The following is a 26618-nucleotide window of genomic DNA, read 5'->3' as shown; positions in this document are numbered from 1 at the left end:
TTACAACGGCAAAAATAAGAGAAAGGCTATGAAGATCATTATCCTAGGTGCTGGACAAGTAGGCGGTACCCTTGCTGAAAACCTAGTGGGTGAAAACAATGACATCACGATCGTCGACTGTAACGCCGACCGACTGCGTGAACTTCAAGATAAATATGACCTTAGGGTTGTAAATGGCTATGCCAGCCACCCAAACACATTACGTGAAGCGGGTGCGCAAGATGCCGACATGTTGGTTGCAGTAACCAACATGGATGAAACCAACATGGCCGCATGTCAGGTTGCCTTCTCTCTTTTTAATACACCAAACCGAATTGCACGTATTCGTTCTCCAGAATATCTGGAAGAGAAAGAAGCGCTGTTCAAATCAGGCGCTATTCCTGTCGATCACCTGATCGCACCGGAAGAGCTGGTGACCAGCTACATTGAACGTTTGATCCAATACCCAGGCGCACTACAAGTGGTGAGCTTTGCAGAACAGAAAGTCAGCCTAGTGGCGGTAAAAGCTTACTACGGTGGTCCACTGGTTGGTAATGCCCTGTCTGCTTTGCGTGAGCACATGCCGCACATCGATACGCGTGTGGCGGCTATCTTCCGTCAAGGTCGCCCTATTCGACCGCAAGGCACCACCATCATTGAAGCCGATGATGAAGTGTTCTTTGTAGCGGCAAGTAACCACATCCGCTCAGTCATGAGTGAGCTACAACGCCTAGAAAAACCGTACCGCCGTATCATGATTGTCGGTGGTGGTAACATCGGTGCAAGCCTAGCGAAACGCCTTGAGCAGAGCTACAGCATCAAGCTTATCGAGCGCAGCTACACGCGTGCAGAGAAGCTGTCTGAAGAATTAGAAAACACCATCGTATTCTGTGGTGACGCCGCAGACCAAGAGCTGCTAACCGAAGAGAATATCGATCAAGTTGATGTATTCATTGCCCTAACCAATGAAGATGAAACCAACATCATGTCAGCAATGCTGGCTAAGCGCATGGGTGCCAAGAAAGTAATGGTACTGATTCAGCGCGGTGCTTATGTCGACCTTGTACAAGGCGGTGTAATTGACATTGCAATCTCTCCACAACAGGCGACCATTTCTGCGCTACTTACTCACGTTCGTCGTGCTGATATTGTTAACGTATCCTCTCTACGTCGCGGCGCTGCTGAGGCGATCGAAGCCATTGCCCACGGTGACGAAACCACATCGAAAGTGGTTGGCCGAGCGATTGGCGATATCAAACTACCACCGGGTACCACTATTGGTGCCATTGTTCGCGGAGAAGAGGTGCTTATTGCGCACGATAGAACCGTGATCGAGCAAGATGACCACGTAGTAATGTTCCTAGTAGACAAGAAGTACGTGCCTGATGTTGAGTCTCTTTTCCAACCGAGTCCGTTCTTCTTGTAGCCTTTTTTCATAAGTCTTCACGTAGAACGCGCTCAGGCATTAAGCTATGGTCAATTTTCGTCCTATATTATTAGTGATAGGGTTAGTGTTATCAAAACTGGCCCTTTTCATGTACATCCCAACACTAGTAGCCTTCTTTACCGGTACCGGTGGCTTTCTCGAATTCGGTCAATCCGTAGTGATCACGCACATCGTAGCGTTCATCTGCTTGAGCTTGGGCCGCTCTGCTAAGTTCCGACTCGGGGTGCGGGATATGTTCCTGATCACCTCTCTGGTATGGACAATAGCCAGTGCCTTCGCCGCACTGCCGTTTGTGTTCATCAATCACATCAGCTTTACCGATGCCTACTTTGAAACTATGTCCGGTATTACCACAACAGGTTCAACGGTATTGAGTGGCTTAGACGGCATGGCACCAAGCATCCTACTGTGGCGCTCGATATTGCAATGGCTTGGCGGCATTGGCTTCATCGTAATGGCGGTGGCAGTACTGCCGATGCTCAACGTCGGTGGTATGCGCCTGTTCCAAACGGAATCTTCCGATTGGTCCGATAAAAGCAGCCCGAGAGCAAAAACCGTCGCCAAGAACATCGTAGCGGTTTATCTGGTATTAACTGGCTTGTGCTTAGTGAGCTACCTGTTTGCAGGCATGAGCGTGTTTGACGCCATCAACCACTCGTTTACCACGCTATCAACTGGCGGTTACTCGACCTCTGATGGCTCGATGAACCACTTCTCAAATAGCGCTCACTGGGTGGGCACAGTGTTCATGTTCCTTGGTGGCTTACCATTCCTGCTATTCGTTAGCGCATTACGCGGTAGAAAACTGTCTATCCTCTACAAAGATGCTCAGGTGAAAGGCTTCACCTACCTGTTTTTGTTCACCAGTGCGGTCATTTCAGCATGGTTAGTGGTGAGAGATGGCTACACCGTTTTGGATGCACTGCGTGTTTCTATGTTCAACATTGTTTCTGTGGTCACCACTACCGGCTTTGGCTTGGAAGACTTCACAGCATGGGGCGCACTACCAACCACCTTGTTTGCCTTCTTGATGATGGCGGGTGCATGTTCAGGCTCAACCTCGGGTGGTATCAAGATCTTCCGCTTCCAAATAGCGATGACGATGCTTCACAAACAAATGATGAAGTTGATTCACCCATCAGGCGTATTTGTTCAACGATACAATCAACGTCCTGTGAGCGACGATATCGTGCGCTCATTGGTAGCATTTGGTTTGATGTTCTTTATTACGATTATCTTAATCGCTGGCGGTTTGAGTGCGATGGGATTGGACCCAATCACCAGTATCTCTGGTGCCATTACAGCGGTGGCTAACGTTGGCCCGGGTATGGGTAGCGTAATCGGTCCAACAGGTAACTTTGCTCCGCTGCCAGACGCCGCTAAGTGGTTATTAAGCTTTGGTATGTTGATGGGTAGGCTGGAGATACTGACGCTGATCGTTCTATTCTTCCCAGCCTTCTGGCGACGCTAGTTGCACTAATATTTAAGGAAACAGAGATGAAATCATACCTACTTATCGCAAGCGCACTGCTGAGCAGTTCAGCTTTCGCCGAGCAGATGCTCACTCTACAAGATGGCAAGCAGATACTGCTGAAAGATGACTTTACTTGGCAGTACGTGGCACACAAGCAGCAAACAAAAGAAGCAGTAACGTCAGAGAGCACGGTGCCTGTTGCTGCCGCACCTGTTGTCGCCGTTCCGATTGCAACGAATGTACAAGGTACGACAATTGTTGTTGATAGCAAGAAGCCAAGCCTACAGCTGTCACAATCAGGGGTTGATGTGGTACTCGGTGCTAGCCACTATCAAGATGGTGAGCTGATTATTCCAACCGCGATTACCAACCAAAGCACACAAGCTGTGATCTTGGTGTCGGTAAAACTCGATCTGTATTCAGCAAGCGGTGAATTATTAGAAGAGAAAACCGTCGCCGTTTGGAAATCAATTAAGCGCATGGCAGATACCTACCTTCGACCAAAAACAGATGCCGAAGGTACTTCTATCAAGCTAGCTGTTGAACAGCACCCTGAGTACCAAGTTAAAGCTGAAATCATTGAAGTACTGACTCGCTAAACCGGAGTCACGTACAGATAGATAGCGAAGAAGTGGCAAGCGCAGCCCGCCAACACAAACAAGTGCCAGATGGCATGGTTGTAAGGGATGCGTTTTGCCACATAGAAAATCACACCCAATGAGTAAATCACACCACCAAGTGCTAATAGCACCAAACCGCCCATCTCGATATTCATCGCCAATTGATACACCACGATCAATGACAACCAGCCCATCGCTAAGTAAGTCACTAATGACAAGCGCTTAAATCGATAGACAAAGGCTATCTTCATAATAATGCCGACCAGTGCAATCCCCCAAATCACTGCCATCAGCCCCATCGCTAATGGCGTTCTTAAACTGACCAGTAAGAATGGTGTGTAACTGCCCGCGATCAGTAAGTAAATAGCGCAGTGATCGAGAGTTTTCAGCAGCCGTTTGGTTTTCTCTGTGGTGATAGAGTGGTAAAGCGTAGAAGCAAGAAATAGCAGGATAATACTGCTGCCATACACCGCCATACTGGTAATCGTCAGCATGTCGGCTTGATGGTCAAACGCACGGCTCAGTAGCAGGATTAAATCAACTACGCCAAGCACAACACCCAAGCCATGGGTTATCGCATTGGCGCGTTCTTCAATGTCACTGTATTCGCTCGCCGATGATGCAGACATAATTATCCTACTAGAGTAAATGTTCGATAATGCTAGTATTACACATTAAGCGTACACGTGTAAGCTTAAATTTTTATGACATGTAAAGCTCTGAGAGATCGAAGACAGTGATCCCTTAGACATCATTTATTCAGAAGAATATTAAGACGCGTTTTCTAGGTACTCAATGACCATCTTACCCGCCTCTTCTGGGGAGGCATCAAGTGGCACACTCAGCTGTCGATGTAATTGACCAATACCCAACAAGCTTGCCAACATACCTTTTGCACCATCGCGATTGCGGTCTATTTCAAACCATAGCTTAAGTTCTTTGTCATCTCGATGAGCAACCACTTCCAGCTCGCGCCAGCGGCCATGGTAAGGCCCAGTGGTTGGAACAAACTCAAACTCTTGAACAAACGGCAGTTCAAAGCCATCAACTGCTTCACACTCTACCTGGCGAATGCGTAGCCCTTGAGCCTCCAGCTCATTGAAAATGCCATCAAGGAGTGCATCAGGACGAACCGTTAAGATATCTTTATCCGAAGGGTCAATCGCCATCGCTATGTCTAACCCTGTTTCCAGCCACACCTTTGAATCGCCAATCGTCACCGGTGTGTTCAATGGAACATCAAACTCACACTCAAAGTCGCGAGTTTCACCCGGCTGAATCACAAACGCGTATGGCAGGCTCCATTTTGCTAGTGAGTATGTCTGCTGCATGCGGCGTGTTTGGCCGCCCTCTTGCCTTTGCGAGTTCATGGTGACTTCTTTTACGTAACGACAGCACAGATTAAGATCGATGTTGTCGATCTCCTGCGGCTGAGCGCCACCATACACATGCACAATAATGCTCGCCTTCTGCCCTGGATACAGCACTTCCTGTTGCAATACCGAATCGACCTTAGCCGACCCAATACCAAAACTTGCTAACGTTTTCTTTAAGAACGACATATGCACCTCCTTTAAAGCATCATCTTAAGCCTGAAAGAGGTTCAAACTCAAATATACTGCTCACACAATTTTAGCTCTAATATCGTCTATTTATCACTCAAGCGTCGATCGATAACTGAGATAGTGATAACCTAATACTCGATATGCATGCATATCATTATCCTGATTTATTATTCGGATTGGCGAAAGCCAGACGAGTGACTCTTCAAGCAATTGAAGCGGATCTCATAGTGAATCAGGCCATTAGATTGGCAATGGATATGCCTGACCGTTAGGTAAATTAATGCGCCCAACAGCTGTCAGGTTCTCGCACACCAACCGTAGTGCGATGCGTCGTCGTAGTGGCTTTGTTGCTGCTCCAACGGCAAAGAAATTGGCTCCTACAATGACTTTAGTTGAGAAGACTGCTTTATTAGCACCGACTACAACAAAAGTAATTAAAGCCGCTTAACAAAAAGCGCAGTTTTTACTGCGCTTTTTTCTTGCCTGGTATTCTCTTGAAATGCGTTTACACATTGGTATTCCTTAACCGATTTGATACCTTAGCCACAAATCATTATAAAATTTGTGGAGAATAAAGTATGAAGTGTCACCGCATAGAAGAACTTCTTGAACTGATGGAGCCAGAGTGGCAGAAAGATCAGGAGCTTAACTTATTAGAGTTCATCATTAAGCTGTCAAAAGAGGCAGGCTACGAGGGCAAGCTTGAAGACCTGACAGACGATGTGCTTATCTACCATCTAAAAATGCGCAACAGCGAGAAAGATGAAATGATTCCAGGTCTGAAAAAGGACCAAGAGAATGATTTCAAAACCGCAATCCTAAAAGCGCGCGGCCTACTTTAATCACTTCAATGTGTTAAAGCATCATTGCCTTATAGATAAATAGCTCAATTCTAAAAAGCGACCTCTGGGTCGCTTTTTTGTTTCTGTTCGCTATTTTTTCGTCACAACTGTTATGACTTTTGTTGTTAAAGGTTGATAGCGTTAAAGAAATGAGAACAAGATTGTCGCTATAATCGCCACCCATAAGGATCTTCTAAAATAATAAGAGTGAGTGCTCTTTCAGCCTAGGCACCAAACTTAAAGCTTAGATCCTCTAACATCATATTTTAAAGCAATGTCGTCAATACTCTCGAAGAAGGGTATAGCCACCAAAAGGATAATCCATGAGTCAGGATAAAATCGATATCAAAGATGTGACTCCTAAAACCTTTAATCCAAAGACACATAAAGGTAATGGAGATCGATTTAACCCAAGTAACCGAATCTATGTTCGAGAAAGCAAAGGTAAATTCCAACAATTACGCCGCTACGGTGGTTGGTTCTTACTTTTACTTTTTGCGCTGATCCCATGGATTCCATTTGGTGAGCGACAAGCAATCTTGCTCGATATCGGTAGCCAGCAGTTCAACTTCTTTGGCACCACTCTATACCCGCAAGATCTAACCCTACTTGCGATCTTATTCATGATTGCCGCCTTTGGCCTGTTCTTTATCACCACCTTTTTGGGCCGCGTGTGGTGTGGCTACCTGTGCCCACAAACCGTGTGGACCTTCATGTACATCTGGTTCGAAGAGAAACTGGAAGGTGCTGCCAACAAGCGAAGAAAACAAGATTCTGGCAAGTTAACCACCAACCTGATGATCAGAAAAACCATCAAGCACATTGCATGGTGGGCGATTGCGATTGCGACCGGTTTAACCTTTGTCGGTTACTTCATTCCAATCAAAGAGCTAGTGGTTGGTTTCTTTACCTTTAACTCTTCGTTCTGGCCTGTGTTCTGGGTACTGTTCTTCGCTGGTTGTACTTATGCCAACGCTGGTTGGATGCGTTCGATTGTTTGTCTGCATATGTGTCCTTATGCTCGCTTCCAATCTGCGATGTTTGATAAAGATACCTTCATCGTAGGCTACGACACTGAGCGTGGTGAGAGCCGCGGTCCTCGTTCTCGCAAGGCCGATCCTAAAGCGCTTGGTCTTGGTGACTGTATTGACTGTAACCTGTGTGTGCAAGTGTGTCCGACGGGCATTGATATCCGTGACGGCCTGCAATACGAATGTATTAACTGTGGTGCGTGTATTGATGCCTGTGACAAGACCATGGAGCGCATGGGCTATGAGAAAGGTCTGATTAACTACACCACGGAGCATAGGCTTGAAGGTCACTCAACTAAGGTGATGCGTCCTAAATTATTGGGCTACGGTGCAATACTTGTTCTGATGCTTGGCTTGTTCTTCGTACAAATCGCCAGTGTCGACCCTGCAGGCTTGAGCGTTCTGCGTGATAGAAACCAACTGTTCAGAGTCAATACTCAGGGGCTGGTTGAAAACACCTATACCCTCAAGGTGATCAACAAGACTCAACAAGAACAAGAGTACAAACTCGATGTCAGTGGGTTACCAGGTTCAATTTGGTACGGCAAACAGACAGTAACCGTTGCTCCAGGCGAGGTTTTGAACCTACCTATCAGTTTAGGTGCCGATCCTGAAAAACTGAGCTCACCAGTTTCGACAATTCAGTTTATACTCTCGGATAATGAAGAGTTTACGATGGAAGTAGAAAGCCGCTTTATCAAGAAACTCTAATACTAATCACACACGATTGGTACAACACCCAATAAATGGAAAAAGGCTCAGTAATGAGCCTTTTTTATTATATGACGATGCAAGCCTTTAACTTTGATAACCTGACCCCCGACTTCATGTGGTACGCACTGGAAAGCATTGGGGTTCGTGCTGAATCTGGGCTTCTTGCTCTTAACAGCTACGAAAACCGGGTATATCAATTTACCGATGAAGACCGTAAACGCTACGTCGTTAAGTTTTATCGTCCTCAGCGCTGGAACAAAGCGCAAATCCAAGAAGAACATGACTTCGCATTAGAATTGATTGACCAAGAAATTCCCGTTGCTCCACCAATGCGGATTAACGGCGCTACCCTACATGAATACCAAGGCTATCTATTCGCGCTATTTGAGAGCGTTGGTGGCAGACAGTATGAAGTAGATAACCTAGATCAATTAGAAGGCGTTGGCCGCTTCCTTGGCAGAATTCATAAGGCGAGTGCAGCGAAAACCTTTCAACATCGTCCAACCATCAGCCTAGATGAATACCTGCATCAACCACGTAAGATCCTAGAAAACTCTCAATTTATTCCAATGCACTTAGAGAACGCTTTCTTTAATGATATCGATCTACTGATCAAAGAATTAGAGAATCAATGGCCAAGCAATATTGAGAACATCCGCCTGCATGGTGATTGCCACCCAGGTAATATCTTGTGGCGCGATGGGCCAATGTTCGTCGATCTCGATGACGCACGTAACGGTCCGGCAGTACAAGACTTGTGGATGCTGCTCAATGGTGAGCGCCAAGATAAGCTGATGCAACTCGATATTCTGCTAGAGAATTACCAAGAGTTTTGTGATTTTAATAGCTCACAACTGAAACTAATTGAGCCTCTACGCGGTCTACGTATGGTGCATTACATGGCATGGCTAGCTAAGCGATGGGACGATCCGGCGTTTCCTCTGGCCTTCCCATGGTTCAATGACCCGAAATATTGGGAGCAACAAGTACTTGCTTGTAAAGAGCAAATTGCTACCCTGCAAGAGCCACCACTTTCGTTAATGCCTCAGTGGTAACCGCAATCGCAACATACAACTAGATAAAAATTCAAACATAATGGAGATTGAATAAATGAAAAAGCTATTCGCATTTTTCTCATTGATCATGTTGAGCCTTACCGCTCACGCTGCGAAATTTAACGAAGGTGAGCACTACAAAGTTCTTGATCTAGAAGCATCAAAGAAACCTGTAGTAACTGAATTCTTCTCTTTCTACTGCCCACACTGTAATAGCTTTGAGCCAATCATCCAGCAGCTAAAACAGCAGTTACCGAAAGACGCTAAGCTACAGAAAAACCATGTTTCATTCATGGGTGGCAACATGGGTCTGCCAATGAGCAAAGCTTACGCGACCATGATTGCACTGAAAGTGGAAGACAAAATGGTGCCAGTGATGTTTAACCGCATTCACAACATGAACAAGCCACCACGCGATGAAGCAGAACTACGTCAAATCTTCCTAGACGAAGGTGTTGATGCTAAGAAATTTGATGCGGCATACAACGGCTTTGCGGTAGATTCAATGGTTCGTCGCTTCGATAAAGCATTCAAAGACAGCGGCCTGTCTGGTGTACCAGCAGTTGTTGTTAACAATCGTTACCTAGTAGAAGCTCAAGGTATCAGCAGCCTAGATGAGTACTTTGAATTGGTTAACTTCTTACTGAAAAAGTAAAAAAACAATCAAAAATACAAAATAAGGGAGCTTCGGCTTCCTTTTTTGTGCCTGACACTTTTTAATGACTTCTTGCAAGAGACACTATCTTTGGATGCGGTTCGGTTTCCCATTTATCCAATTTACCTTTATAAGGTGTGCGATAAAGTGAACCTTTAGATTCCGTTGTTTTCTACAACCTTTTATTAACAGCTATTTATTACTGCCAATCACTGGGGCAAGGAGCCTCTGAATGAAAATCAAATATACGTTATTGGCGTTAAGCGTTGCTGCTGCGCCCGCGTTTGCCAAGCTTGCTGATGAGCCAGGTTTCAGTGGTGAAATCTCTATCAACACTGGTGTCACTTCTTCGACCTCAAATTTTAATATCGACGCTGACAGTAAGCTCTCCTCAACCAATCAAAAAGCTTCGTCTGAGAGCTCATTTCTTGTCGCACCGCTAGGTAGTATCGCTTACACCTTTGGTGAAAAGCTGAACCATCAGGTTTACACAGGTACAGCTCGTGATGATGTTGCTACGGGTACCGTAGTGCTTGAGGTTGGTTACAAATACCAACTTGAATCAGGCATGGTTATCGATGCTTCACTACTGCCAACCATTATGTCTGGTGAAACTTGGGCTGATCCATACAACACGAGCTCAGCTCGCAGTAAAACCGATGAAACCGGAAATGCGTTCCGCCTAAAACTAGAGAGTATTGCTGGCTCTGCGTTCTCATTGGATATGGCTTATGCGACCAAAGATGTGAAAAGCGATTTAGTTGAAGACGCGCTAAAACGCGACGCCGATACCTTGTACCTGAAAGGTCAGTACCGCCAACCGATTAGTCGCACCATGATGCTAGTACCGTCTTTAATTTATCAATCCAGTGATGCAGACGGCGATGCGGCATCGTTCGAGCAATTCGGTGGTGAGGTCAGCTTATTTGGTGGTATGGGACGTCATCAATACGCACTAACAGCGGGCTACAACCAACGCTCTTACGATGCAAGCAGCATCACTTTCCAAAAGAAGCGCAGCGATGACAACATCAATCTATTCGCCGCGTATGAGTATGATCAGTTCATGGATTGGGAAAACTGGTCGTTCGTCTCCCTTGCTGGCTACGGCACAAGCGACTCGAACATTACCTTCTATGATGAGTCTCAATACATTGTTTCAGTTGGCTTGAACTACAAGTTCTAATCCAACCAACACAGATAAACTATCAAACCAAAGCCTGCATCTATGCAGGCTTTTTTCTGCTTTTCACTACACAGCTTGTGCCGTAAGTTGCTTCAATAATCTATCCATCGCGCGGTAACCAAGTGCTTCGGATAAGTGTTTCTTTTCTATCTGCTCGTTACCATCCAGATCAGCAATAGTTCGTGCGACCTTGATGATTCGGTGATAGGCACGAATCGACAAACCCAAACGATGCAGTGCTGTCTCGAGAAACTCCGCATCTTCACGTCGCAGTGGGCAGTACTTTTCAATTTCTCGACTACCGAGCAGTGCATTCGATTTATGGTTCCTAGACAACATGGTTTGACGAGCCTGTTTAACCCTTTGCTTCACGACTTGGGTGGTTTCGCCGCGATCACCACCTTCAGCGAGCGTTCCTTTAGGCAGAAGTGGGATCTCTAGAGACATATCAAACCGATCAAGCAACGGACCTGATAGCCGATTGAGGTAGCGCAATATAATCTGCGGGTTAGCGCGTGCTTGATTACCCTCATAGTAACCAGTCGGGCTAGGGTTCAATGCTCCGATTAATTGGAAGCGCGCAGGAAAGCGAGTTTTGCCTGCCACCCGAGAGATAATGATTTCACCCGACTCCAGTGGTTCGCGCAATGAATCGAGAACCTTACGCTCAAACTCGGGCATCTCATCAAGAAACAGTAGGCCATTGTGCGCCAAAGAGATCTCGCCGGGCCGAGGTACAGAGCCACCACCTACCAGTGCCGCCATTGAACTCGAATGATGTGGAGCACGAAAAGGACGTTGCTTCCAGTTGTACTGATTAATCTCTTGTTGAGTCAAAGAAGCGACCGATGCCGTTTCCATCGCTTCGTCATCACTCATGTCAGGTAACAAATCACGCAGACGAGACGCCAACATGGTCTTGCCCGTTCCGGGAGGCCCGAGAAAAAGTAAGTTATGGTTACCCGCCGCTGCTATCTCCAATGCTCGCTTACCTTGTTGTTGACCAATGATGTCTTGCAAGTCGCGAAGCTCAGATACATCGACTTGATGTTGCTCAGTGCGATACAACCCCAATTGAGCCTGGCCACACATATCCGCACAAACTTCTAACAGGGTTTGAGCCGATTTATGCGCCCCTTTACCAACTAATGCTGCCTGATCACCATTGTGATGCGGTACCACCAAGCAACGCTCAACGCTGTCCGCAGCCAGTGTCGCTGGCAGAACCCCTTTCACTGAACGCAACTCTCCAGACAATGCCAACTCACCAATAAATTCATGCTGCGCTATTTTTGATGTGGGTAACTGATCAGAGGCGACCAAAATCCCAAGCGCGATTGGCAAATCAAAACGACCTCCCTCTTTGGGCAAGTCAGCAGGAGCAAGGTTGACCGTGATTCTTTTCGATGGAAACTCAAAGCGAGAATTGATGATGGCACTTCTGACTCTATCCTTGGACTCTTTAACCGTTGTCTCAGGTAAGCCCACCAGCGTGAAACCGGGCATTCCGTTACTAATATGCACCTCAACCGTCACTTCTGGCGCTTCTACCCCCACACTAGCCCGGCTATGAATTATCGCGAGTCCCATAAGTTTCCTTTCTCTTTGATTTAAAAGTATTCGCTCTGGATATTCGTTGCGCACCAAAGCAATAAGATTGTTATATAGCTTGGTGGAATGGTGTTTTAATGTGAAAAAAGAATGACATTTTCCTTGTCATGCGACAGATTTGTGTGATAACACTAGAGATGTAGACATTTACTGAACAGAATAAACAAGAAAACTCGAATTATATGAACTTCAACGCTCGCATTTACGCACTGATTAACCTGATTATCGTAGTCATTATTGAGACTGCGCGGGGGCGAGTGGGAAAAAAGTAACCACGAATTAGAAAAAACCCCCGCACTGACAAGTCCGGGGGTTTTTTCTAATTTACAGATTCGAATTTTATATTTTTGAACATTTTCGGCTTTGCCGATTTACAGGAAGAATGGGAGCACAAGATGTGCAGAGACAAAGGAAAAAGTTACCAAAATAAAGGTAATACGGGAGAATTCCGATGAAAGGCGCAGAACTAGTTGTATCCGCACTAAAGCAGCAAGGAATTGAGACCGTATTTGGCTACCCAGGCGGTGCCATCATGCCAATCTACGATGCACTTTATGACGGCGGAGTTGAGCACATCTTATGTCGCCATGAGCAAGGCGCGGCCATGGCTGCGATCGGTATGGCTCGTGCAACACAAGATGTGGCAGTATGTATGGCAACCTCAGGTCCAGGTGCTACTAACTTAGTAACAGGCCTAGCCGATGCCTTTATGGACTCTATTCCACTGGTCGCTATCACAGGTCAGGTAGCAAGTTCCCACATCGGTACCGATGCATTCCAAGAGATGGATGTGATTGGTATGTCTCTATCATGTACTAAACACAGCTACCTAGTTACCGACATTGAAGAGCTAGCTCCAACACTAGCCGAAGCATTTGTGGTAGCGAAATCTGGCCGACCTGGCCCAGTTATCGTTGATATCGCCAAAGATGTTCAACTGGCTGAAGCTCCGGTAAACACTCTTCCTGAATTTACTCCTCCTGCAATTCCGGTAGCAACGACTGATGCTATTGAGCAGGCGCAGCACTTCTTATCTCAAGCTACCCGCCCTGTTTTATACGTAGGTGGTGGCGTTCAATTAGCAAAAGCGACCGATGCCGTTCGCGAGTTTTTGCGCCTTAACCCAATGCCAGCAGTAAGCACATTGAAAGGCTTAGGCACTATTGAGCGTGACGACCCGCACTACCTTGGTATGCTTGGTATGCACGGCACGAAAGCCGCTAACCTAGTGGTTCAAGAGAGTGACTTACTGATCGTAGTTGGTGCTCGTTTTGATGACCGAGTAACCGGCAAGCTTGATACCTTTGCACCACACGCGAAAGTTATCCATATCGATATCGATGCGGCTGAGTTCAGTAAACTGCGTCTTGCCGATGCGCCAATTCGTGGCGACATCAACAAGATCATGCCTCAACTTGAATTGAGCCAAGACATCTCCTCTTGGGTTCATCACTCAGAAGGCCTACGTAGCTCATTCAAGTGGCGCTATGACCACCCAGGCGATCTGATCTTTGCTCCACTGCTGTTAAAGCAACTGTCAGACATGATGCCTGCAAGCTCTATCGTTTCAACCGATGTGGGCCAACACCAAATGTGGGCTGCACAGCATATTCAACCTCGCGATCCACAAAACTTCATCACCTCTGCTGGTCTAGGCACTATGGGCTTTGGTTTACCAGCCGCGATGGGTGCTTCGGTTGGCCGTCCTGATGACCAATCTATTCTTATCTCTGGTGATGGCTCGTTCATGATGAACGTGCAAGAGCTGGGTACGCTAAAACGCCGCCAAATCCCAGTGAAGATGGTACTGCTAAACAACTCTCGCTTGGGCATGGTTCGCCAATGGCAATCGCTGTTCTTTGATGGTCGCCACAGTGAAACCATCTTAGATGACAACCCTGACTTCGTGATGTTAGCGAAAGCCTTCGATATCCCGGGCAAGACCATTACTCGTAAAGAAGAAGTAGAGCCCGCTCTAAAAGAGATGCTAGAGAGCAAGACGGCTTACCTACTTCATGTTCTTATCGATGAAGAAGAGAACGTATGGCCACTAGTACCGCCAGGTGCTTCAAACAGTGATATGTTGGAGAACACATAACATGAAAAGATACCTATTAGACATCAAAGCCGATGATAAGCCAGTACTACTAGAGCGTGTTCTTCGTGTTATTCGTCACCGTGGCTTTATCGTTAAACAAGTAGCCGGCACTCAGAACCATGAAAGCAAGATCGCTAGCGTTGAAATCATTGTCGACAGTGAGCGTCCGATTTCCTTCTTGGTCAATCAAATCGAAAAACTGTGGGATGTACGTACCGTTGACGTTATCTCTATCAGTCGTAATGAATTGCCAAACAATAACTTACAACAAAAGATAAGTGCATAAGGAACCGCAAACATGACAGCAAAAACGGCAGACTATATTTGGTTTAACGGTGAAATGGTTCCTTGGGCAGAGGCGAACGTTCACGTCTTAACCCACGCTATGCACTACGGTACTTCAGTGTTTGAAGGTGTTCGTTGCTACAACACACCAAAAGGGCCGGTCATCTTCCGTCACCCAGAACACGCAAAGCGCCTAAAAGATTCAGCAAAAATCTACCGCTTCCCGATTCCTTACACTGAGGAAGAGATTATGGAAGCGACTCGCGAAACACTACGTCAAAACAAACTAGAGTCAGCCTACATCCGCCCTCTAGGCTTTGTTGGTAACGTAGGTTTGGGCGTATGTCCTCCAGAAAATACTGAGATGGACCTTATCATCGCCGCTTTCCCTTGGGGCTCTTACCTAGGTGAAGAAGCGCTAGAAAATGGCGTAGATGCGATGATCTCAAGCTGGAACCGTGCAGCTCCAAACACCATCCCAACGGCAGCAAAAGCGGGTGGTAACTACCTATCTTCTCTACTGGTTGGTGGTGAAGCACGTCGTCATGGTTACGATGAAGGTATCGCTCTCAGTGTCGATGGTTACCTTTCAGAAGGTGCAGGTGAGAACATCTTTGTAGTACGCAATGGCGTGCTATCCACACCACCAGCGACCAGTGCGATTCTACCGGGCATCACGCGTGATTCGATCATGACGCTAGCAAAGGACATGGGTTATGAAATCCGTGAAGAGAACATTGCTCGTGAAGCGCTATACCTTGCCGACGAAGTCTTCATGACAGGTACAGCAGCGGAAATTGTTCCGGTTCGCAGCGTAGACAAAATTACAGTAGGTGAAGGCAAACGCGGTCCTATCACTGAAAAAGTTCAAGCGGCTTACTTTGGTCTCTTCAATGGTACCACTGAAGATAAGTGGGGCTGGCTAGACTATGTTTACCCAGAAAACCAAACTTCAGACAATCAGTAAGCAACAGCCAAATATTTTATAAGGATTTAAGCAATGCCAATCTATCGTTCAGCAACGACTACCCACGGACGCAACATGGCTGGTGCGCGCGCTTTATGGCGTGCAACTGGCGTTAAAGATGATGATTTCGGTAAGCCAATCATCGCAGTTGTAAACTCTTTCACTCAATTCGTACCAGGCCACGTTCACCTTAAAGATATGGGTCAATTGGTTGCAGGTGAAATCGAGAAAGCGGGCGGTATCGCTAAAGAATTCAACACCATCGCAGTTGATGATGGTATCGCAATGGGTCACGGCGGCATGCTGTACTCACTGCCATCACGTGAGCTTATCGCAGACTCTGTAGAGTACATGGTTAACGCTCACTGTGCGGACGCGATGGTATGTATCTCGAACTGTGACAAAATCACTCCGGGAATGATGATGGCAGCTATGCGCCTAAACATCCCAGTGATCTTTGTATCAGGCGGCCCAATGGAAGCAGGTAAAACCAAGCTTTCCGATCAAATCATCAAGCTAGACCTTGTTGATGCAATGATCCAGGGTGCCGATCCAACAATTTCAGACGAGCAAAGTGAGCAAGTAGAGCGCTCTGCGTGTCCAACATGTGGTTCATGTTCAGGTATGTTCACAGCTAACTCAATGAACTGTCTAACTGAAGCACTTGGTCTATCTCAGCCTGGTAACGGCTCTATGCTAGCAACGCACGCTGACCGTGAAGAGCTGTTCATCAATGCCGGTAAGCGTATCGTTGACCTGACTAAGCGTTACTACGAGCAAGACGATGAATCAGCACTGCCTCGCAATATCGCGAACCGCGCAGCCTTTGAAAATGCAATGGCTCTAGATATTGCAATGGGTGGTTCGAGTAACACCGTTCTTCACCTATTGGCAGCAGCTCAAGAGGGTGAAGTCGACTTTGATATGGGTGATATCGACGAGATGTCTCGCCGTGTTCCACACCTATGTAAAGTAGCTCCTTCAACACCGAAATATCACATGGAAGACGTTCACCGCGCAGGTGGTGTAATGGCTATCCTTGGTGAACTAGACCGTGCAGGCCTACTGAACAACCAAACTCGCACTGTGCTTGGTCTAAGCATGCAAGAGCAGCTTGCTCAATACGACATCATGCAGACAGAAGACGAAGCGGTACTTAAATTCTTCCGTGCTGGCCCTGCGGGCATTCGCACGACTAAAGCCTTCTCGCAAGATTGTCGTTGGGATCGCCTTGATGACGACCGTAAAGAAGGTTGTATCCGTACTAAAGAGAATGCATTCAGCCAAGAAGGTGGCCTAGCGGTACTTTCAGGTAACATCGCCGTTGACGGTTGTATCGTTAAGACAGCTGGCGTTGATGAAGAGAACCTGAAATTCCAAGGCCCAGCGATCGTATTTGAAAGCCAAGACACCGCCGTAGAAGGTATCTTAGGTGGCAAAGTAAAAGCGGGTGAAGTGGTTGTTATCCGTTACGAAGGTCCTAAAGGTGGCCCGGGCATGCAAGAGATGCTTTACCCGACGACTTACCTAAAATCTATGGGCTTAGGTAAGTCTTGTGCACTACTAACCGATGGTCGCTTCTCTGGTGGTACATCGGGTCTGTCTATCGGTCACGCTTCTCCAGAAGCAGCAAGTGGCGGTGTGATTGGTCTAGTCAATACTGGCGACATCATCACTATCGATATCCCTAGTCGCTCGATCACACTTGACGTGCCTGAAGCTGAACTAGAAGCGCGTCGTGTTAAGCAAGACGCACTAGGCTGGAAACCAGCAGACCGTCAGCGTGAAGTGTCGTTCGCACTGAAAGCTTACGCAAGCATGGCAACCAGTGCCGACAAAGGCGCGGTGCGTGATAAGTCGAAGCTTGAGGGCTAATCTATGAGTGATGACACGGTCAGTCCCCAAAAACAAACTGGCGCAGATTATCTGCGTCAGATCCTGAGAGCGCCAGTTTACGAAGCCGCAATCGTGACACCTCTTCAAGAGATGCCTCGCTTAAGTGCTCGCATTGGTAATCAGGTTCAGCTAAAGCGTGAAGACCGTCAGCCGGTCCACTCGTTCAAGCTACGTGGTGCCTACAACATGGTATCAAGCCTTTCAGAGCAACAGAAAGCCGCAGGTGTGATTGCAGCATCGGCAGGTAACCATGCTCAAGGTATGGCGCTGTCCGGTTCTAAGCTTGGTATTCAAACCACGATTGTGATGCCAAAAACCACACCAGACATCAAGGTTGATGCGGTACGTGGCTTTGGCGGTAACGTAGTTCTACACGGCAGCAACTTTGATGAAGCTAAAGCTGAAGCAGAACGCCTTTCCGCTGAACATGGCTACACCTTTGTGCCTCCTTTCGATCACCCATTAGTGATCGCCGGACAGGGCACCATGGGTATGGAAATGCTTCAGCAAAATGGTCACATGGATTACATCTTTGTGCCTGTCGGTGGTGGTGGTTTGGCTGCGGGTGTTGCCGTGCTAGTTAAGCAATTGATGCCAGAAATAAAAGTCATCGCGGTTGAACCTGAAGATTCATCTTGCTTGAAAGCAGCACTGGATGCCGGTGAGCCAGTAGTACTGGATCAAGTCAGCATGTTTGCCGATGGCGTTGCGGTTAAGCGCATTGGTGAAGAGACATTCCGTCTGTGTCAGCAGTACATCGATGGTCACATAGCCGTATCTAGCGATGAGATCTGCTCTGCGGTCAAAGACATCTTTGAAGACACTCGTGCGATTGCCGAGCCTTCTGGTGCGCTTGCTCTGGCTGGTTTAAAGAAGTTTGCAGAGCAGAACCAACTGCAAGGCAAACAACTGGCAACGGTACTTTCTGGTGCTAATACCAACTTCCATGGTCTGCGTTATGTGTCTGAACGTTGCGAGCTGGGTGAGAAACGAGAAGGTCTACTTGCGGTTACTATTCCAGAGCGACAAGGTGCCTTCCTAGAGTTCTGTAATATCATTGGCGGCCGTGCTGTGACTGAGTTTAACTACCGTCATAACGATGACAGCCTAGCGAACATCTTCGTCGGTGTACGTCTCAATGGTGGACAAGAAGAACTCGATCACATCATCAACGACCTGCGTGAAGGTGGCTATCCAGTCGTCGATCTGTCTGATGATGAGATGGCAAAACTGCACATTCGTTACATGATTGGTGGCAAACCATCAAAACCATTGAAAGAGCGCTTGTACAGCTTTGAGTTTCCAGAATATCCAGGTGCATTGATTAAGTTCCTTGATACATTGGGCACCCATTGGAATATCAGCCTGTTCAACTACCGTAACCACGGCGCTGATTACGGCCGTGTATTGTGTGGATTCGAACTGGATGATGATGATTTGGCTCAGTTCTCTACTCACCTCAGAGAGCTTGGTTACCAGTGTAAAGATGAAACCGATAACCCTTCTTACAAGTTCTTCTTGTCATAAGAGAGAGTTACCGAAACAAAAGAGCGAGTTTTCACTCGCTCTTTTTGATCTTACCAACAAAGATCTTTCAACTAGATCGCTTTGCGATGATCCAGCCAATCACGGTGAAGTTGTTCACTGGATCCTAAATAATTGACCATCCACTCGATCAACTTATGGTTATCGTCTTTTCGCCACACCAAGCAACACTGACTCAACGGGCTTGGTTCTGGCAAGATTTTCTCCACCAGCAAACCTTGTTCGATAATCGGCGCGGCAATATGCCTCGGCATGTACCCCACTCCAACGCCGTTCTTGAGGCATTCAATAGCGCTATACCAGTTAGGTAACAGCAAACGCCTTTGATTGGTGTAGTGTCCAGTATGACGCTTAGGCAGCACGCTTGAGGTATCATCCAAGCAGATGGCTGGATATTGGCTCACGAACTCTTCATTAAGGTTCTGTTCGCGCACACACGGGTGGCTTGGCGACATCACAAACGCCCAATCTAATTGCCCCATGTCTTTGACTTCAAAATCGCCACCAACTGGCACAGCTGACGTGGCGCCAATCACGATATCCGCCCTGCCCTGTGCAATCGCTTCCCATGAACCGTTGAATACCTCCATGTTGATCTGAAGTTCGGCAAATTCAAAGGTTTGATAGAACTCTTCAATCATCGGCTTCATCTTGTCGAGCTTCACCACATTGTCGAGCGTGAGACGCAAAGTTTTCTTCCAACCACGGGCTGCTCGACGAGTCTGGGCACTGACCTCTTCCATTTGCCTCAGTAGTGCACGCGCCTCTTCAATGAACAATTCACCTGCCGGAGTGAGCTCGACCTTTCTAGGTAAACGCCTGAAAAGTAGTACATCTAGTTCTTGTTCGACCTGTCTAACACCATAGCTGATCGCCGAGGGCACTTTGTGCAACTGCTCCGCCGCAGCAGTAAAGCTACCTAAACGCGCTACCGTGTCGAGCATTTCTAAAGAGGATTTAGAGAACATAAGCCTTCAAATTTTTTGATTGATAACCACATATTTTAGCGTTTTATTTTATCAGATCCGAAAAATAGAATGTCAGCATAAATAAACAGGGACTTTCACCTCTGTATATCAAACAATTTTTTTGATGATAAAAACATCACTACTTTTAGCGTAATGGCATCTTATGAATATTTCTAAATTTCAATTGGTCTACCTTGCAGTACTTTCAATGCTAGGTTTTATCGCGACTGATATGTACCTTCCTGCATTTAAGGCGATGGAGATCGATTTCGCAACCGGTCCTGAACAGATCGCCCTATCTCTTACTGTATTCCTTGGTGGTATGGCTATGGGTCAACTGCTTTGGGGATTAGCGAGCGATAAATACGGTCACCGTAACACGCTGGCGGTTGGTCTTTTGATTTTCACTGCCGCTTCGTTCGGTTTGGCATTCAGTACTGAAGTTTGGCACCTACTGACGCTGCGCTTCATTCAAGCGATTGGCGTATGTGCACCAGCGGTAATCTGGCAAGCGATGGTTATCAAGCGCTACTCTGAGAGCAGCAGCCAACAAATTTTTGCAACCATCATGCCTTTGGTGGCACTGTCTCCAGCGCTGGCACCTCAACTTGGTGTGTTGCTGGCAGATAACTTTGGCTGGCACAGCATCTTCGTAACATTAACCCTAATGGGTGCGCTGCTAGTGGCAACCACTATGGCTCAGCCAAAAGAAGCACCAGAAGTAAAACAAACATCAGTGAAAACTGATATCAAAATGCTGCTTAAATCGAAGCCTTACGTGGGTAACGTATTGATGTTTGCATCGGCTTCTGCAGCGTTCTTTGCTTACCTAACGGGTATGCCTGAGATCATGGCGCAATTAGGCTACGAAGCAAAAGACATTGGTCTGAGCTTCATCCCACAGACGATCGCATTCATGGCAGGTGGTTACTTCGGTAAGCAAGCCGTGAAGAAATATGGCGATGGTGTGGTGCTAAGAAATCTGATCGGTTTGTTCAGCGTTGCTGCAATGCTTATCTTTATCGCATCACAGTGGGAACTGACATCAATCTGGCCTCTACTTGCACCCTTCTGTCTGATTGCAGTAGCAAATGGCGCACTTTACCCAATCGTAGTAAACCGTGCTCTATCAAGTGCAAAACAAAGCCCAGCAACAGCGGCTGGTCTACAGAATAGCTTACAAATCAGCATCAGCGGCCTTTCAAGCGCATTGGTAGCAGCAATGGCGAGCCAAGCATTAAGTGCGACAGGCATCGCGGTTGTGATTTGTTTGGGCGCATTGTGGATTGGTTACATCGTTTCAAACAAAGAGCTTTCAGAACACTTCGCTGCGCCGGATAACTCTCGCGTTGTAGCAGAAGAGAAACAAGACTAGTTTCTAGTTTAATAAAAACTAAAAAGAGCGAGGTAACTCGCTCTTTTTACATCTGAATTTTGTACTCACTAGAGTTAATGCGTAGCCGCTTCTCCATCAACAACTTCTAACGCAGGCGCCTTATGGCGGCTGTATTCATCATAATTAACCACTCGACTGCGTCCCATGTCTTTCGCCATGTACAGCGCGTTGTCCGCCATCTTCACCAGAGATTCGGTATCGGAGGCAGGCTTAGGATACGTAGCAACACCGATCGATACACCCAACTGACCTAAAGAAAGTCCTTTGTGTTCTAGGTGCATAGAACGAACTGCATCACACAAGGTTTGTCCGAACTCGGTCGCTTGCTGCATAGTGTAATGTGGAAGCAGCACCGCCAACTCTTCACCACCTAAGCGACAAGCTATCTCATCTTCACTGACACTTTGTTTGAGTAGCGCGCTAATCTCTTTCAACACGAAATCACCTGCATCATGACCAAAGTTATCATTGAAGCGTTTGAAGTGATCCAAATCGAGCATCAGCAAAGACAGTGGCTGCTCGCTGGTGGCTGAGTTCATTGAGTGCTCTTCCAACTTCTGCTCGAAGAAGCGACGGTTGAATAGTCCTGTCAGTGGATCGCTCAATGCTTGTGAGCGAAGCTTCTCTTGCAGGCTCAAGTTAGCCAGCGCCAAGCCTAGGTGTTCTGACACACTGAAAGCCAATTGCTCGGTGATGGGGTCAATCTCGATATGACCTTGACCGAAATAGAGGTGCATGATGCCTATGGTATTGCCATGCGCGGTCAATGGGATACAAAGGGTTTGATTGTTTTCCATCTCGTGCATGTGCCCACAAGTTAACGAATGGAAGTCATCATTTGATTGATGTGCTCGCCCCTTACGCAGTGACCAACACTCTTCAGGTGCAAAGCTCGTACTTCCGGGCCAAGCGTCTCCCCAATCTAGCTGGGTAATTAATTGATTTCGTGATGCTCGCATCAGTGAAACGCTGCCGTTCACCTTACCAAGAATTCGCGGCAAGATATCTGAAACGATCTGCTGAGCTTCCACCATGTTATTACACGCTGCAAGCATGTTGGCCAAACGGTGCATCAACTCAATCTCATGGGTTCTTTGGCGAATACGCTCATCTTGCTTCTTCTGCTCTTCTTCAACCTTGTGCACGATCTGACGGTTACTCACATACGAAGTGCCAATCAAAAAGCTCAAGCTCAATACAACCATCCCGATCAGAATACCCATTAGTTGGAAGTTCATCTGCTTAAGTTGATGCATTGGTGAAGAGATTACGATAACGAAACTGCTACCGTTCATCGACTCTTTATGCGAGTAATAGATACGATCAACGGAGGTAACGGTACTAAAGCGCACGTCACTACCAAGGCCGTTTTTTAAAGCTTGTTGAAACTCAGGACGATTGCTGTGGTTCTCAACACTCGCCAATGCATGATCAGAAAGGTCTGTATCACCAATCACCACACCATCAGGCGTAATAACCTGGATTCTCAATCGCGTACTGGCTTGAGTAAGATTGCCAATGTAATCATCCACATCCACTCCAGCAGTAAATAGGCTACTATCTTCACGGATCTCATAAACAACGTCAGACATCAATGAGACGAGATGGTTACGTTCGTTCTCTACCACTAACTTTTCCAAAGTGATGTAAAAACCATACAGGCCCACCAGCATTGAAAAAGATAAAATAATGATCGGCAAAGTTTGCCACTTTTTATCGACGAGCTTCATCTTGCGCACACTTTCAATTTACAGAACAACAACCCGATTATTAACAATCGTCCTACAAAATACAATTAGGAAATAGATTATTTTTTTGTCAGTCAGTGATGACAAAAAAGCCAGCAACGTAAGTTGCTGGCTTTCACAAGAATCAAACTTTAGGTGTTAGAAGATTACTTCTTCTTTGGGCGCTGCCAGTCCGCAATTTTGCGCTCTTTAGCACGGCTGATAACCAGTTCGTTCTCAGAAACGTCACGTGTTACCGTAGAACCAGCACCCACTGTCGCACCATTACCGATAGTAACAGGCGCGATTAATTGGCTATCAGAGCCAACGAATACGTCATCGCCAATGATGGTCTTAAACTTATTCGCACCATCGTAGTTACAAGTAATGGCACCTGCACCCACGTTAACACGCTGACCAATCTCTGCGTCACCTAAGTAAGTAAGGTGGTTCGCTTTAGAGCCTTCACCAAGACGAGTGTTCTTCACTTCAACAAAGTTACCAACATGCGAATCATTGCGCATGTCAGCGCCTGGACGTAGGCGAGTAAATGGACCAACTGTGCAGTCTTCACCAACAGTCGCACCTTCAATTACGCTGTATGGGCGAATAACGGTGTTGTCATCAATTTCGCAGTCTTTTAGTACACAGCCAGTACCGATAACCACGTTATCACCAATGCTTACACTGCCTTCAATAATAACGTTGGTGTCGATCTCAACGTCCATACCACATTGTAGTTCGCCACGTAGATCAAAGCGACTAGGGTCGCGTAGCATAACGCCCTGCTTCAATAGTTTGTCAGCTTGTTCTGCTTGGTAAGCACGCTCTAAACGAGCAAGTTGAGAGCGATCGTTCACGCCTTCAACTTCAATTGGGCTTACAGGGTGTACCGCTTCTACCGCACGACCTTCATCGTGAGCTGCAGCAATCACGTCAGTTAGATAGTATTCACCTTGCGCGTTGTCATTGCTTAGACCTGACAACCAACGCTTCAGATCGCCACCTGTCGCAACCATCACGCCGGTGTTGATCTCTTTGATAAGCTTCTGCTCATCCGTTGCATCTTTTTGTTCAACGATCGCCACTACTGGACCATTGCGACGAATGATACGGCCGTAACCCATTGGGTTATCCAGCACAACCGTGAGTAGTGCGATGCCACCATTTGGTTGAGCGTCTAATAGGTTTTCAATGGTTTCAGGCGAGATAAGCGGAACATCACCGTAAAGCACCAGGACTTTCTCATCATCAGCAAAGTGCGCTGATGCCTGATCAACCGCGTGGCCTGTACCTAACTGCTCTGCTTGCAGTGCCCAATTTACCGATTCCTCAGCCAAAGTAGCCTTCATCTGATCACCACCATGACCATAAACCAAGTGGATATTTTGAGCGCCTAGACCATTACAGGTATCGATCACATGCTTCACCATTGGTTTGCCCGCAAGAGTGTGCAGAACCTTTGGTGTGTTTGAGTACATGCGAGTACCTTTGCCCGCTGCAAGAATTACCGCGCTAAACTTCATTGTAAACCTATCCGACGTAATTTTTATTAAGCTGATATTGTAACCGTTTTGAGGCAAAAACTTAAATCGTAATAACCATTTAAACGTTAGGTATACGTATAGAGAGCGTTTATGAGAGCGCAAAAAACAAAAAGGCGACCCTTAGGTCGCCTTTAGCTCAGAACCAATAATCTTATAAAAGATTAGCGGCGCTGTTTTGTCAGTTCGATAACTCGTAACTGAGCAATGGCTTTAGCCAGTTCACCGGCCGCTTGTGCGAAGTCTATGTCGCCATGCTGATTTTGGATATTCTCCACAGCCTTGCGCTTAGCTTCTTCCGCCTTTGCTGCGTCTAGTTCTTCACCACGGATAGCTGTATCAGCCAGTACAGTCGCTGTACCAGGCTGAACTTCTACCATACCACCAGAAACATAAATGATTTCTTCGTGGCCGTGCTGCTTAACAATACGCACCATACCAGGCTTGATAGCGGTCAGCAGTGGAGTATGACCATGGAAAATACCAAGTTCACCCTCACTACCGGTCACCTGAAACGTCTCAACAAGACCAGAGAAAAGCTTTTTCTCTGCACTTACTACGTCTAGGTGAAAGGTTATTGCTGCCATATCGCCTCCTAGTTAGCCTTATAGCTTCTTAGCATTCTCAATAGCTTCGTCGATAGTACCGCAGTACATAAACGCTTGCTCTGGAATGTCATCGTATTCACCAGATAGTAGACCTTGGAAGCCACGTAGAGTCTCTTTTAGAGGTACGTAAACACCTGGGTCACCAGTAAATACTTCCGCTACGTGGTAAGGCTGAGTAAGGAACTTCTCAATCTTACGAGCACGAGATACTACCTGCTTATCTTCTTCAGATAGCTCGTCCATACCTAGGATAGCAATGATATCTTTCAGCTCTTTATAGCGCTGAAGTGTAGACTGAACGCCACGAGCGATGTCGTAGTGCTCTTGTCCAACTACCAATGGATCCAGTTGGCGAGATGTAGAATCTAGCGGGTCGATCGCTGGGTATAGACCCATAGCTGCGATGTTACGGTTAAGTACAACCGTTGCATCCAAGTGCGCGAACGTTGTTGCTGGAGACGGGTCAGTCAAGTCATCCGCAGGTACGTATACCGCCTGTACAGACGTGATAGAACCTTGCTTAGTTGACGTAATACGCTCTTGTAGAACACCCATTTCTTCTGCAAGAGTAGGTTGGTAACCTACCGCAGAAGGCATACGGCCTAGAAGTGCTGATACCTCAGTACCTGCAAGCGTGTAACGGTAGATGTTATCTACGAATAGTAGAACGTCACGACCTTCGTCACGGAAACGCTCAGCCATTGTTAGACCAGTCAGTGCAACACGTAGACGGTTACCTGGTGGCTCGTTCATCTGACCGTAAACCATCGCTACTTTAGATTCTTCAGGGTTTTCAACGTTTACAACGCCTGCTTCCTGCATTTCAAAGTAGAAATCGTTACCTTCACGAGTACGCTCACCTACACCTGCAAATACAGATAGGCCAGAGTGTTGAAGTGCGATGTTGTTGATAAGTTCCATCATGTTAACGGTCTTACCTACACCTGCACCACCGAATAGACCGATTTTACCACCCTTAGCGAATGGACAAACCAAGTCGATTACCTTAACACCCGTCTCTAGAAGAGCTGTCTCGTTAGACTGTTCTTCGTAGCTTGGAGCTTCACGGTGAATTGCGTAGTGCTCTTCTGCACCGATTTCACCACACTCATCAATCGCGTCACCTAGAACGTTCATGATACGACCTAAGGTCTTAGTACCTACTGGTACTGAGATTGGAGCGCCAGTATTTTCAACTGTCAAACCACGACGTAAACCATCAGAGCTACCCATTACGATTGCGCGAACTACGCCACCGCCAAGTTGTTGCTGAACTTCAAGAACTAGACGCTCTTTCACTTCATTAACATTCAGAGCATCGTATACACGAGGTACTTCGCCCTGTGGGAACTCTACGTCGACTACCGCACCGATGATCTGTACGATCTTACCTGTAGCCATCGTT

General features: G+C 46.8%; 23 protein-coding genes. 15 read left to right on the top strand and 8 right to left on the bottom strand.

Annotated elements, in window-relative coordinates; all coding sequences use genetic code 11:
- Positions 1 to 28: 28 nt before the first annotated feature.
- Genes trkA through F0228_RS19255 form a run of 3 tightly spaced genes read left to right on the top strand, consistent with a single transcriptional unit; the run spans position 29 to position 3499 of the window.
- Positions 29 to 1405, top strand: coding sequence for a Trk system potassium transporter TrkA (gene trkA, locus F0228_RS19265; RefSeq protein WP_171731228.1), 1377 nt, complete (start codon positions 29 to 31; stop codon positions 1403 to 1405).
- 46 nt (positions 1406 to 1451) lie between these two features.
- Positions 1452 to 2897, top strand: a complete 1446-nt coding sequence (locus F0228_RS19260) for a TrkH family potassium uptake protein (RefSeq protein WP_061033969.1) — start codon at positions 1452 to 1454, stop codon at positions 2895 to 2897.
- A gap of 26 nt (positions 2898 to 2923) precedes the next feature.
- Positions 2924 to 3499, top strand: a complete 576-nt coding sequence (locus tag F0228_RS19255; RefSeq protein ID WP_171731227.1) for a DUF3157 family protein — start codon at positions 2924 to 2926, stop codon at positions 3497 to 3499.
- Here F0228_RS19255 and F0228_RS19250 read toward each other — a convergent pair.
- Both F0228_RS19250 and F0228_RS19245 read right to left on the bottom strand, forming a co-directional pair.
- Positions 3496 to 4149 carry a hemolysin III family protein gene (locus F0228_RS19250; protein ID WP_171762652.1) on the bottom strand — a complete coding sequence of 218 codons (654 nt, stop codon included), beginning with the start codon at positions 4147 to 4149 and terminating at the stop codon, positions 3496 to 3498. The two genes, F0228_RS19255 and F0228_RS19250, sit on opposite strands and share 4 nt — an antisense overlap.
- A 141-nt stretch (positions 4150 to 4290) precedes the next feature.
- Positions 4291 to 5082 carry a sporulation protein gene (locus F0228_RS19245; protein WP_171731225.1) on the bottom strand — a complete coding sequence of 264 codons (792 nt, stop codon included), beginning with the start codon at positions 5080 to 5082 and terminating at the stop codon, positions 4291 to 4293.
- 283 nt (positions 5083 to 5365) lie between these two features.
- Here F0228_RS19245 and F0228_RS19240 point away from each other — a divergent pair, with 283 nt between their 5' ends.
- From F0228_RS19240 to F0228_RS19215, 6 genes are all read left to right on the top strand, one after another.
- Positions 5366 to 5533 carry a hypothetical protein gene (locus F0228_RS19240; RefSeq protein WP_004739323.1) on the top strand — a complete coding sequence of 56 codons (168 nt, stop codon included), beginning with the start codon at positions 5366 to 5368 and terminating at the stop codon, positions 5531 to 5533.
- Positions 5534 to 5663: 130 nt separating this feature from the next.
- Positions 5664 to 5927, top strand: a complete 264-nt coding sequence (locus tag F0228_RS19235) for a YihD family protein (protein ID WP_061033966.1) — start codon at positions 5664 to 5666, stop codon at positions 5925 to 5927.
- A 323-nt stretch (positions 5928 to 6250) separates the two neighbouring features.
- Positions 6251 to 7669, top strand: coding sequence for a cytochrome c oxidase accessory protein CcoG (ccoG, locus tag F0228_RS19230; RefSeq protein ID WP_008221279.1), 1419 nt, complete (start codon positions 6251 to 6253; stop codon positions 7667 to 7669).
- Between the two features lie 71 nt (positions 7670 to 7740).
- Complete coding sequence (locus tag F0228_RS19225; protein WP_102426381.1) at positions 7741 to 8727, top strand: serine/threonine protein kinase; 987 nt, start codon at positions 7741 to 7743, stop codon at positions 8725 to 8727.
- A 55-nt stretch (positions 8728 to 8782) separates the two neighbouring features.
- Positions 8783 to 9382 (top strand): thiol:disulfide interchange protein DsbA/DsbL, encoded by a 600-nt coding sequence (locus tag F0228_RS19220; RefSeq protein WP_061033963.1) that lies wholly within the window; start codon positions 8783 to 8785, stop codon positions 9380 to 9382.
- A gap of 232 nt (positions 9383 to 9614) precedes the next feature.
- Positions 9615 to 10568 carry a DUF2860 domain-containing protein gene (locus F0228_RS19215; protein ID WP_171731224.1) on the top strand — a complete coding sequence of 318 codons (954 nt, stop codon included), beginning with the start codon at positions 9615 to 9617 and terminating at the stop codon, positions 10566 to 10568.
- Between the two features lie 66 nt (positions 10569 to 10634).
- Here the strand turns inward: F0228_RS19215 and F0228_RS19210 are convergent, their stop codons facing one another.
- The gene (locus F0228_RS19210; RefSeq protein ID WP_061033961.1) at positions 10635 to 12158 is read right to left on the bottom strand and encodes a YifB family Mg chelatase-like AAA ATPase; all 1524 of its coding nucleotides are present in this window, start codon (positions 12156 to 12158) and stop codon (positions 10635 to 10637) included.
- Between the two features lie 472 nt (positions 12159 to 12630).
- Between F0228_RS19210 and ilvG the strand changes: the two genes are divergently transcribed.
- The 5 genes from ilvG to ilvA are packed head-to-tail and all read left to right on the top strand — an operon-like array spanning position 12631 to position 18952.
- Positions 12631 to 14277, top strand: a complete 1647-nt coding sequence (gene ilvG, locus F0228_RS19205; RefSeq protein WP_116869882.1) for an acetolactate synthase 2 catalytic subunit — start codon at positions 12631 to 12633, stop codon at positions 14275 to 14277.
- A gap of 1 nt (position 14278) precedes the next feature.
- A complete protein-coding gene (ilvM, locus tag F0228_RS19200) occupies positions 14279 to 14563 on the top strand; it encodes an acetolactate synthase 2 small subunit (protein ID WP_004739310.1) in 285 nt (94 codons plus the stop codon).
- Between the two features lie 12 nt (positions 14564 to 14575).
- On the top strand, positions 14576 to 15529 hold the full coding sequence (locus tag F0228_RS19195; protein WP_061033959.1) for a branched-chain amino acid transaminase: 954 nt from the start codon (positions 14576 to 14578) through the stop codon (positions 15527 to 15529).
- Between the two features lie 33 nt (positions 15530 to 15562).
- A complete protein-coding gene (gene ilvD, locus F0228_RS19190; protein WP_171731210.1) occupies positions 15563 to 17404 on the top strand; it encodes a dihydroxy-acid dehydratase in 1842 nt (613 codons plus the stop codon).
- Positions 17405 to 17407: 3 nt separating this feature from the next.
- Positions 17408 to 18952 carry a threonine ammonia-lyase, biosynthetic gene (ilvA, locus tag F0228_RS19185; protein ID WP_102426595.1) on the top strand — a complete coding sequence of 515 codons (1545 nt, stop codon included), beginning with the start codon at positions 17408 to 17410 and terminating at the stop codon, positions 18950 to 18952.
- A 71-nt stretch (positions 18953 to 19023) separates the two neighbouring features.
- On the opposite strand, the gene punR is transcribed toward ilvA, so the two are convergent.
- Positions 19024 to 19938: a DNA-binding transcriptional activator PunR gene (gene punR / locus F0228_RS19180; RefSeq protein ID WP_008221371.1), complete on the bottom strand. Its 915-nt coding sequence runs from the start codon at positions 19936 to 19938 to the stop codon at positions 19024 to 19026.
- Between the two features lie 163 nt (positions 19939 to 20101).
- Here punR and punC point away from each other — a divergent pair, with 163 nt between their 5' ends.
- A complete protein-coding gene (gene punC / locus F0228_RS19175) occupies positions 20102 to 21313 on the top strand; it encodes a purine nucleoside transporter PunC (protein WP_171731209.1) in 1212 nt (403 codons plus the stop codon).
- 74 nt (positions 21314 to 21387) lie between these two features.
- Here punC and F0228_RS19170 read toward each other — a convergent pair whose 3' ends face one another.
- The 4 genes from F0228_RS19170 to atpD all read right to left on the bottom strand — a co-directional run bounded on the left by F0228_RS19170 (position 21388) and on the right by atpD (position 26614).
- Positions 21388 to 23007 carry a sensor domain-containing diguanylate cyclase gene (locus F0228_RS19170; protein ID WP_171762653.1) on the bottom strand — a complete coding sequence of 540 codons (1620 nt, stop codon included), beginning with the start codon at positions 23005 to 23007 and terminating at the stop codon, positions 21388 to 21390.
- Between the two features lie 221 nt (positions 23008 to 23228).
- On the bottom strand, positions 23229 to 24587 hold the full coding sequence (glmU, locus tag F0228_RS19165; RefSeq protein ID WP_008221377.1) for a bifunctional UDP-N-acetylglucosamine diphosphorylase/glucosamine-1-phosphate N-acetyltransferase GlmU: 1359 nt from the start codon (positions 24585 to 24587) through the stop codon (positions 23229 to 23231).
- A gap of 182 nt (positions 24588 to 24769) precedes the next feature.
- Positions 24770 to 25192 (bottom strand): F0F1 ATP synthase subunit epsilon, encoded by a 423-nt coding sequence (locus F0228_RS19160; RefSeq protein ID WP_004739296.1) that lies wholly within the window; start codon positions 25190 to 25192, stop codon positions 24770 to 24772.
- A gap of 18 nt (positions 25193 to 25210) precedes the next feature.
- Positions 25211 to 26614 (bottom strand): F0F1 ATP synthase subunit beta, encoded by a 1404-nt coding sequence (gene atpD, locus F0228_RS19155; RefSeq protein WP_008221380.1) that lies wholly within the window; start codon positions 26612 to 26614, stop codon positions 25211 to 25213.
- Positions 26615 to 26618: the final 4 nt, after the last annotated feature.

This window comes from Vibrio sp. 99K-1, assembly GCF_013114585.1.
In the GTDB taxonomy this organism is placed as follows: domain Bacteria; phylum Pseudomonadota; class Gammaproteobacteria; order Enterobacterales; family Vibrionaceae; genus Vibrio; species Vibrio chagasii_B.
The sequence above is the reverse complement of the archived record's forward strand: the minus strand, read 5'-3'. Positions and strand labels throughout refer to the sequence as shown.

What these genes read in the sequence shown, in the direction of transcription:
- trkA (WP_171731228.1), top strand. Translation starts at nt 29, where the DNA reads ATGAAGATCATTATCCTAGGTGCTGGACAAGTAGGCGGTACCCTTGCT.
- F0228_RS19260 (WP_061033969.1), top strand. Translation starts at nt 1,452, where the DNA reads ATGGTCAATTTTCGTCCTATATTATTAGTGATAGGGTTAGTGTTATCA.
- F0228_RS19255 (WP_171731227.1), top strand. Translation starts at nt 2,924, where the DNA reads ATGAAATCATACCTACTTATCGCAAGCGCACTGCTGAGCAGTTCAGCT.
- F0228_RS19250 (WP_171762652.1), bottom strand. Translation starts at nt 4,149, where the DNA reads ATGTCTGCATCATCGGCGAGCGAATACAGTGACATTGAAGAACGCGCC.
- F0228_RS19245 (WP_171731225.1), bottom strand. Translation starts at nt 5,082, where the DNA reads ATGTCGTTCTTAAAGAAAACGTTAGCAAGTTTTGGTATTGGGTCGGCT.
- F0228_RS19240 (WP_004739323.1), top strand. Translation starts at nt 5,366, where the DNA reads ATGCGCCCAACAGCTGTCAGGTTCTCGCACACCAACCGTAGTGCGATG.
- F0228_RS19235 (WP_061033966.1), top strand. Translation starts at nt 5,664, where the DNA reads ATGAAGTGTCACCGCATAGAAGAACTTCTTGAACTGATGGAGCCAGAG.
- ccoG (WP_008221279.1), top strand. Translation starts at nt 6,251, where the DNA reads ATGAGTCAGGATAAAATCGATATCAAAGATGTGACTCCTAAAACCTTT.
- F0228_RS19225 (WP_102426381.1), top strand. Translation starts at nt 7,741, where the DNA reads ATGACGATGCAAGCCTTTAACTTTGATAACCTGACCCCCGACTTCATG.
- F0228_RS19220 (WP_061033963.1), top strand. Translation starts at nt 8,783, where the DNA reads ATGAAAAAGCTATTCGCATTTTTCTCATTGATCATGTTGAGCCTTACC.
- F0228_RS19215 (WP_171731224.1), top strand. Translation starts at nt 9,615, where the DNA reads ATGAAAATCAAATATACGTTATTGGCGTTAAGCGTTGCTGCTGCGCCC.
- F0228_RS19210 (WP_061033961.1), bottom strand. Translation starts at nt 12,158, where the DNA reads ATGGGACTCGCGATAATTCATAGCCGGGCTAGTGTGGGGGTAGAAGCG.
- ilvG (WP_116869882.1), top strand. Translation starts at nt 12,631, where the DNA reads ATGAAAGGCGCAGAACTAGTTGTATCCGCACTAAAGCAGCAAGGAATT.
- ilvM (WP_004739310.1), top strand. Translation starts at nt 14,279, where the DNA reads ATGAAAAGATACCTATTAGACATCAAAGCCGATGATAAGCCAGTACTA.
- F0228_RS19195 (WP_061033959.1), top strand. Translation starts at nt 14,576, where the DNA reads ATGACAGCAAAAACGGCAGACTATATTTGGTTTAACGGTGAAATGGTT.
- ilvD (WP_171731210.1), top strand. Translation starts at nt 15,563, where the DNA reads ATGCCAATCTATCGTTCAGCAACGACTACCCACGGACGCAACATGGCT.
- ilvA (WP_102426595.1), top strand. Translation starts at nt 17,408, where the DNA reads ATGAGTGATGACACGGTCAGTCCCCAAAAACAAACTGGCGCAGATTAT.
- punR (WP_008221371.1), bottom strand. Translation starts at nt 19,938, where the DNA reads ATGTTCTCTAAATCCTCTTTAGAAATGCTCGACACGGTAGCGCGTTTA.
- punC (WP_171731209.1), top strand. Translation starts at nt 20,102, where the DNA reads ATGAATATTTCTAAATTTCAATTGGTCTACCTTGCAGTACTTTCAATG.
- F0228_RS19170 (WP_171762653.1), bottom strand. Translation starts at nt 23,007, where the DNA reads ATGCTGGTGGGCCTGTATGGTTTTTACATCACTTTGGAAAAGTTAGTG.
- glmU (WP_008221377.1), bottom strand. Translation starts at nt 24,587, where the DNA reads ATGAAGTTTAGCGCGGTAATTCTTGCAGCGGGCAAAGGTACTCGCATG.
- F0228_RS19160 (WP_004739296.1), bottom strand. Translation starts at nt 25,192, where the DNA reads ATGGCAGCAATAACCTTTCACCTAGACGTAGTAAGTGCAGAGAAAAAG.
- atpD (WP_008221380.1), bottom strand. Translation starts at nt 26,614, where the DNA reads ATGGCTACAGGTAAGATCGTACAGATCATCGGTGCGGTAGTCGACGTA.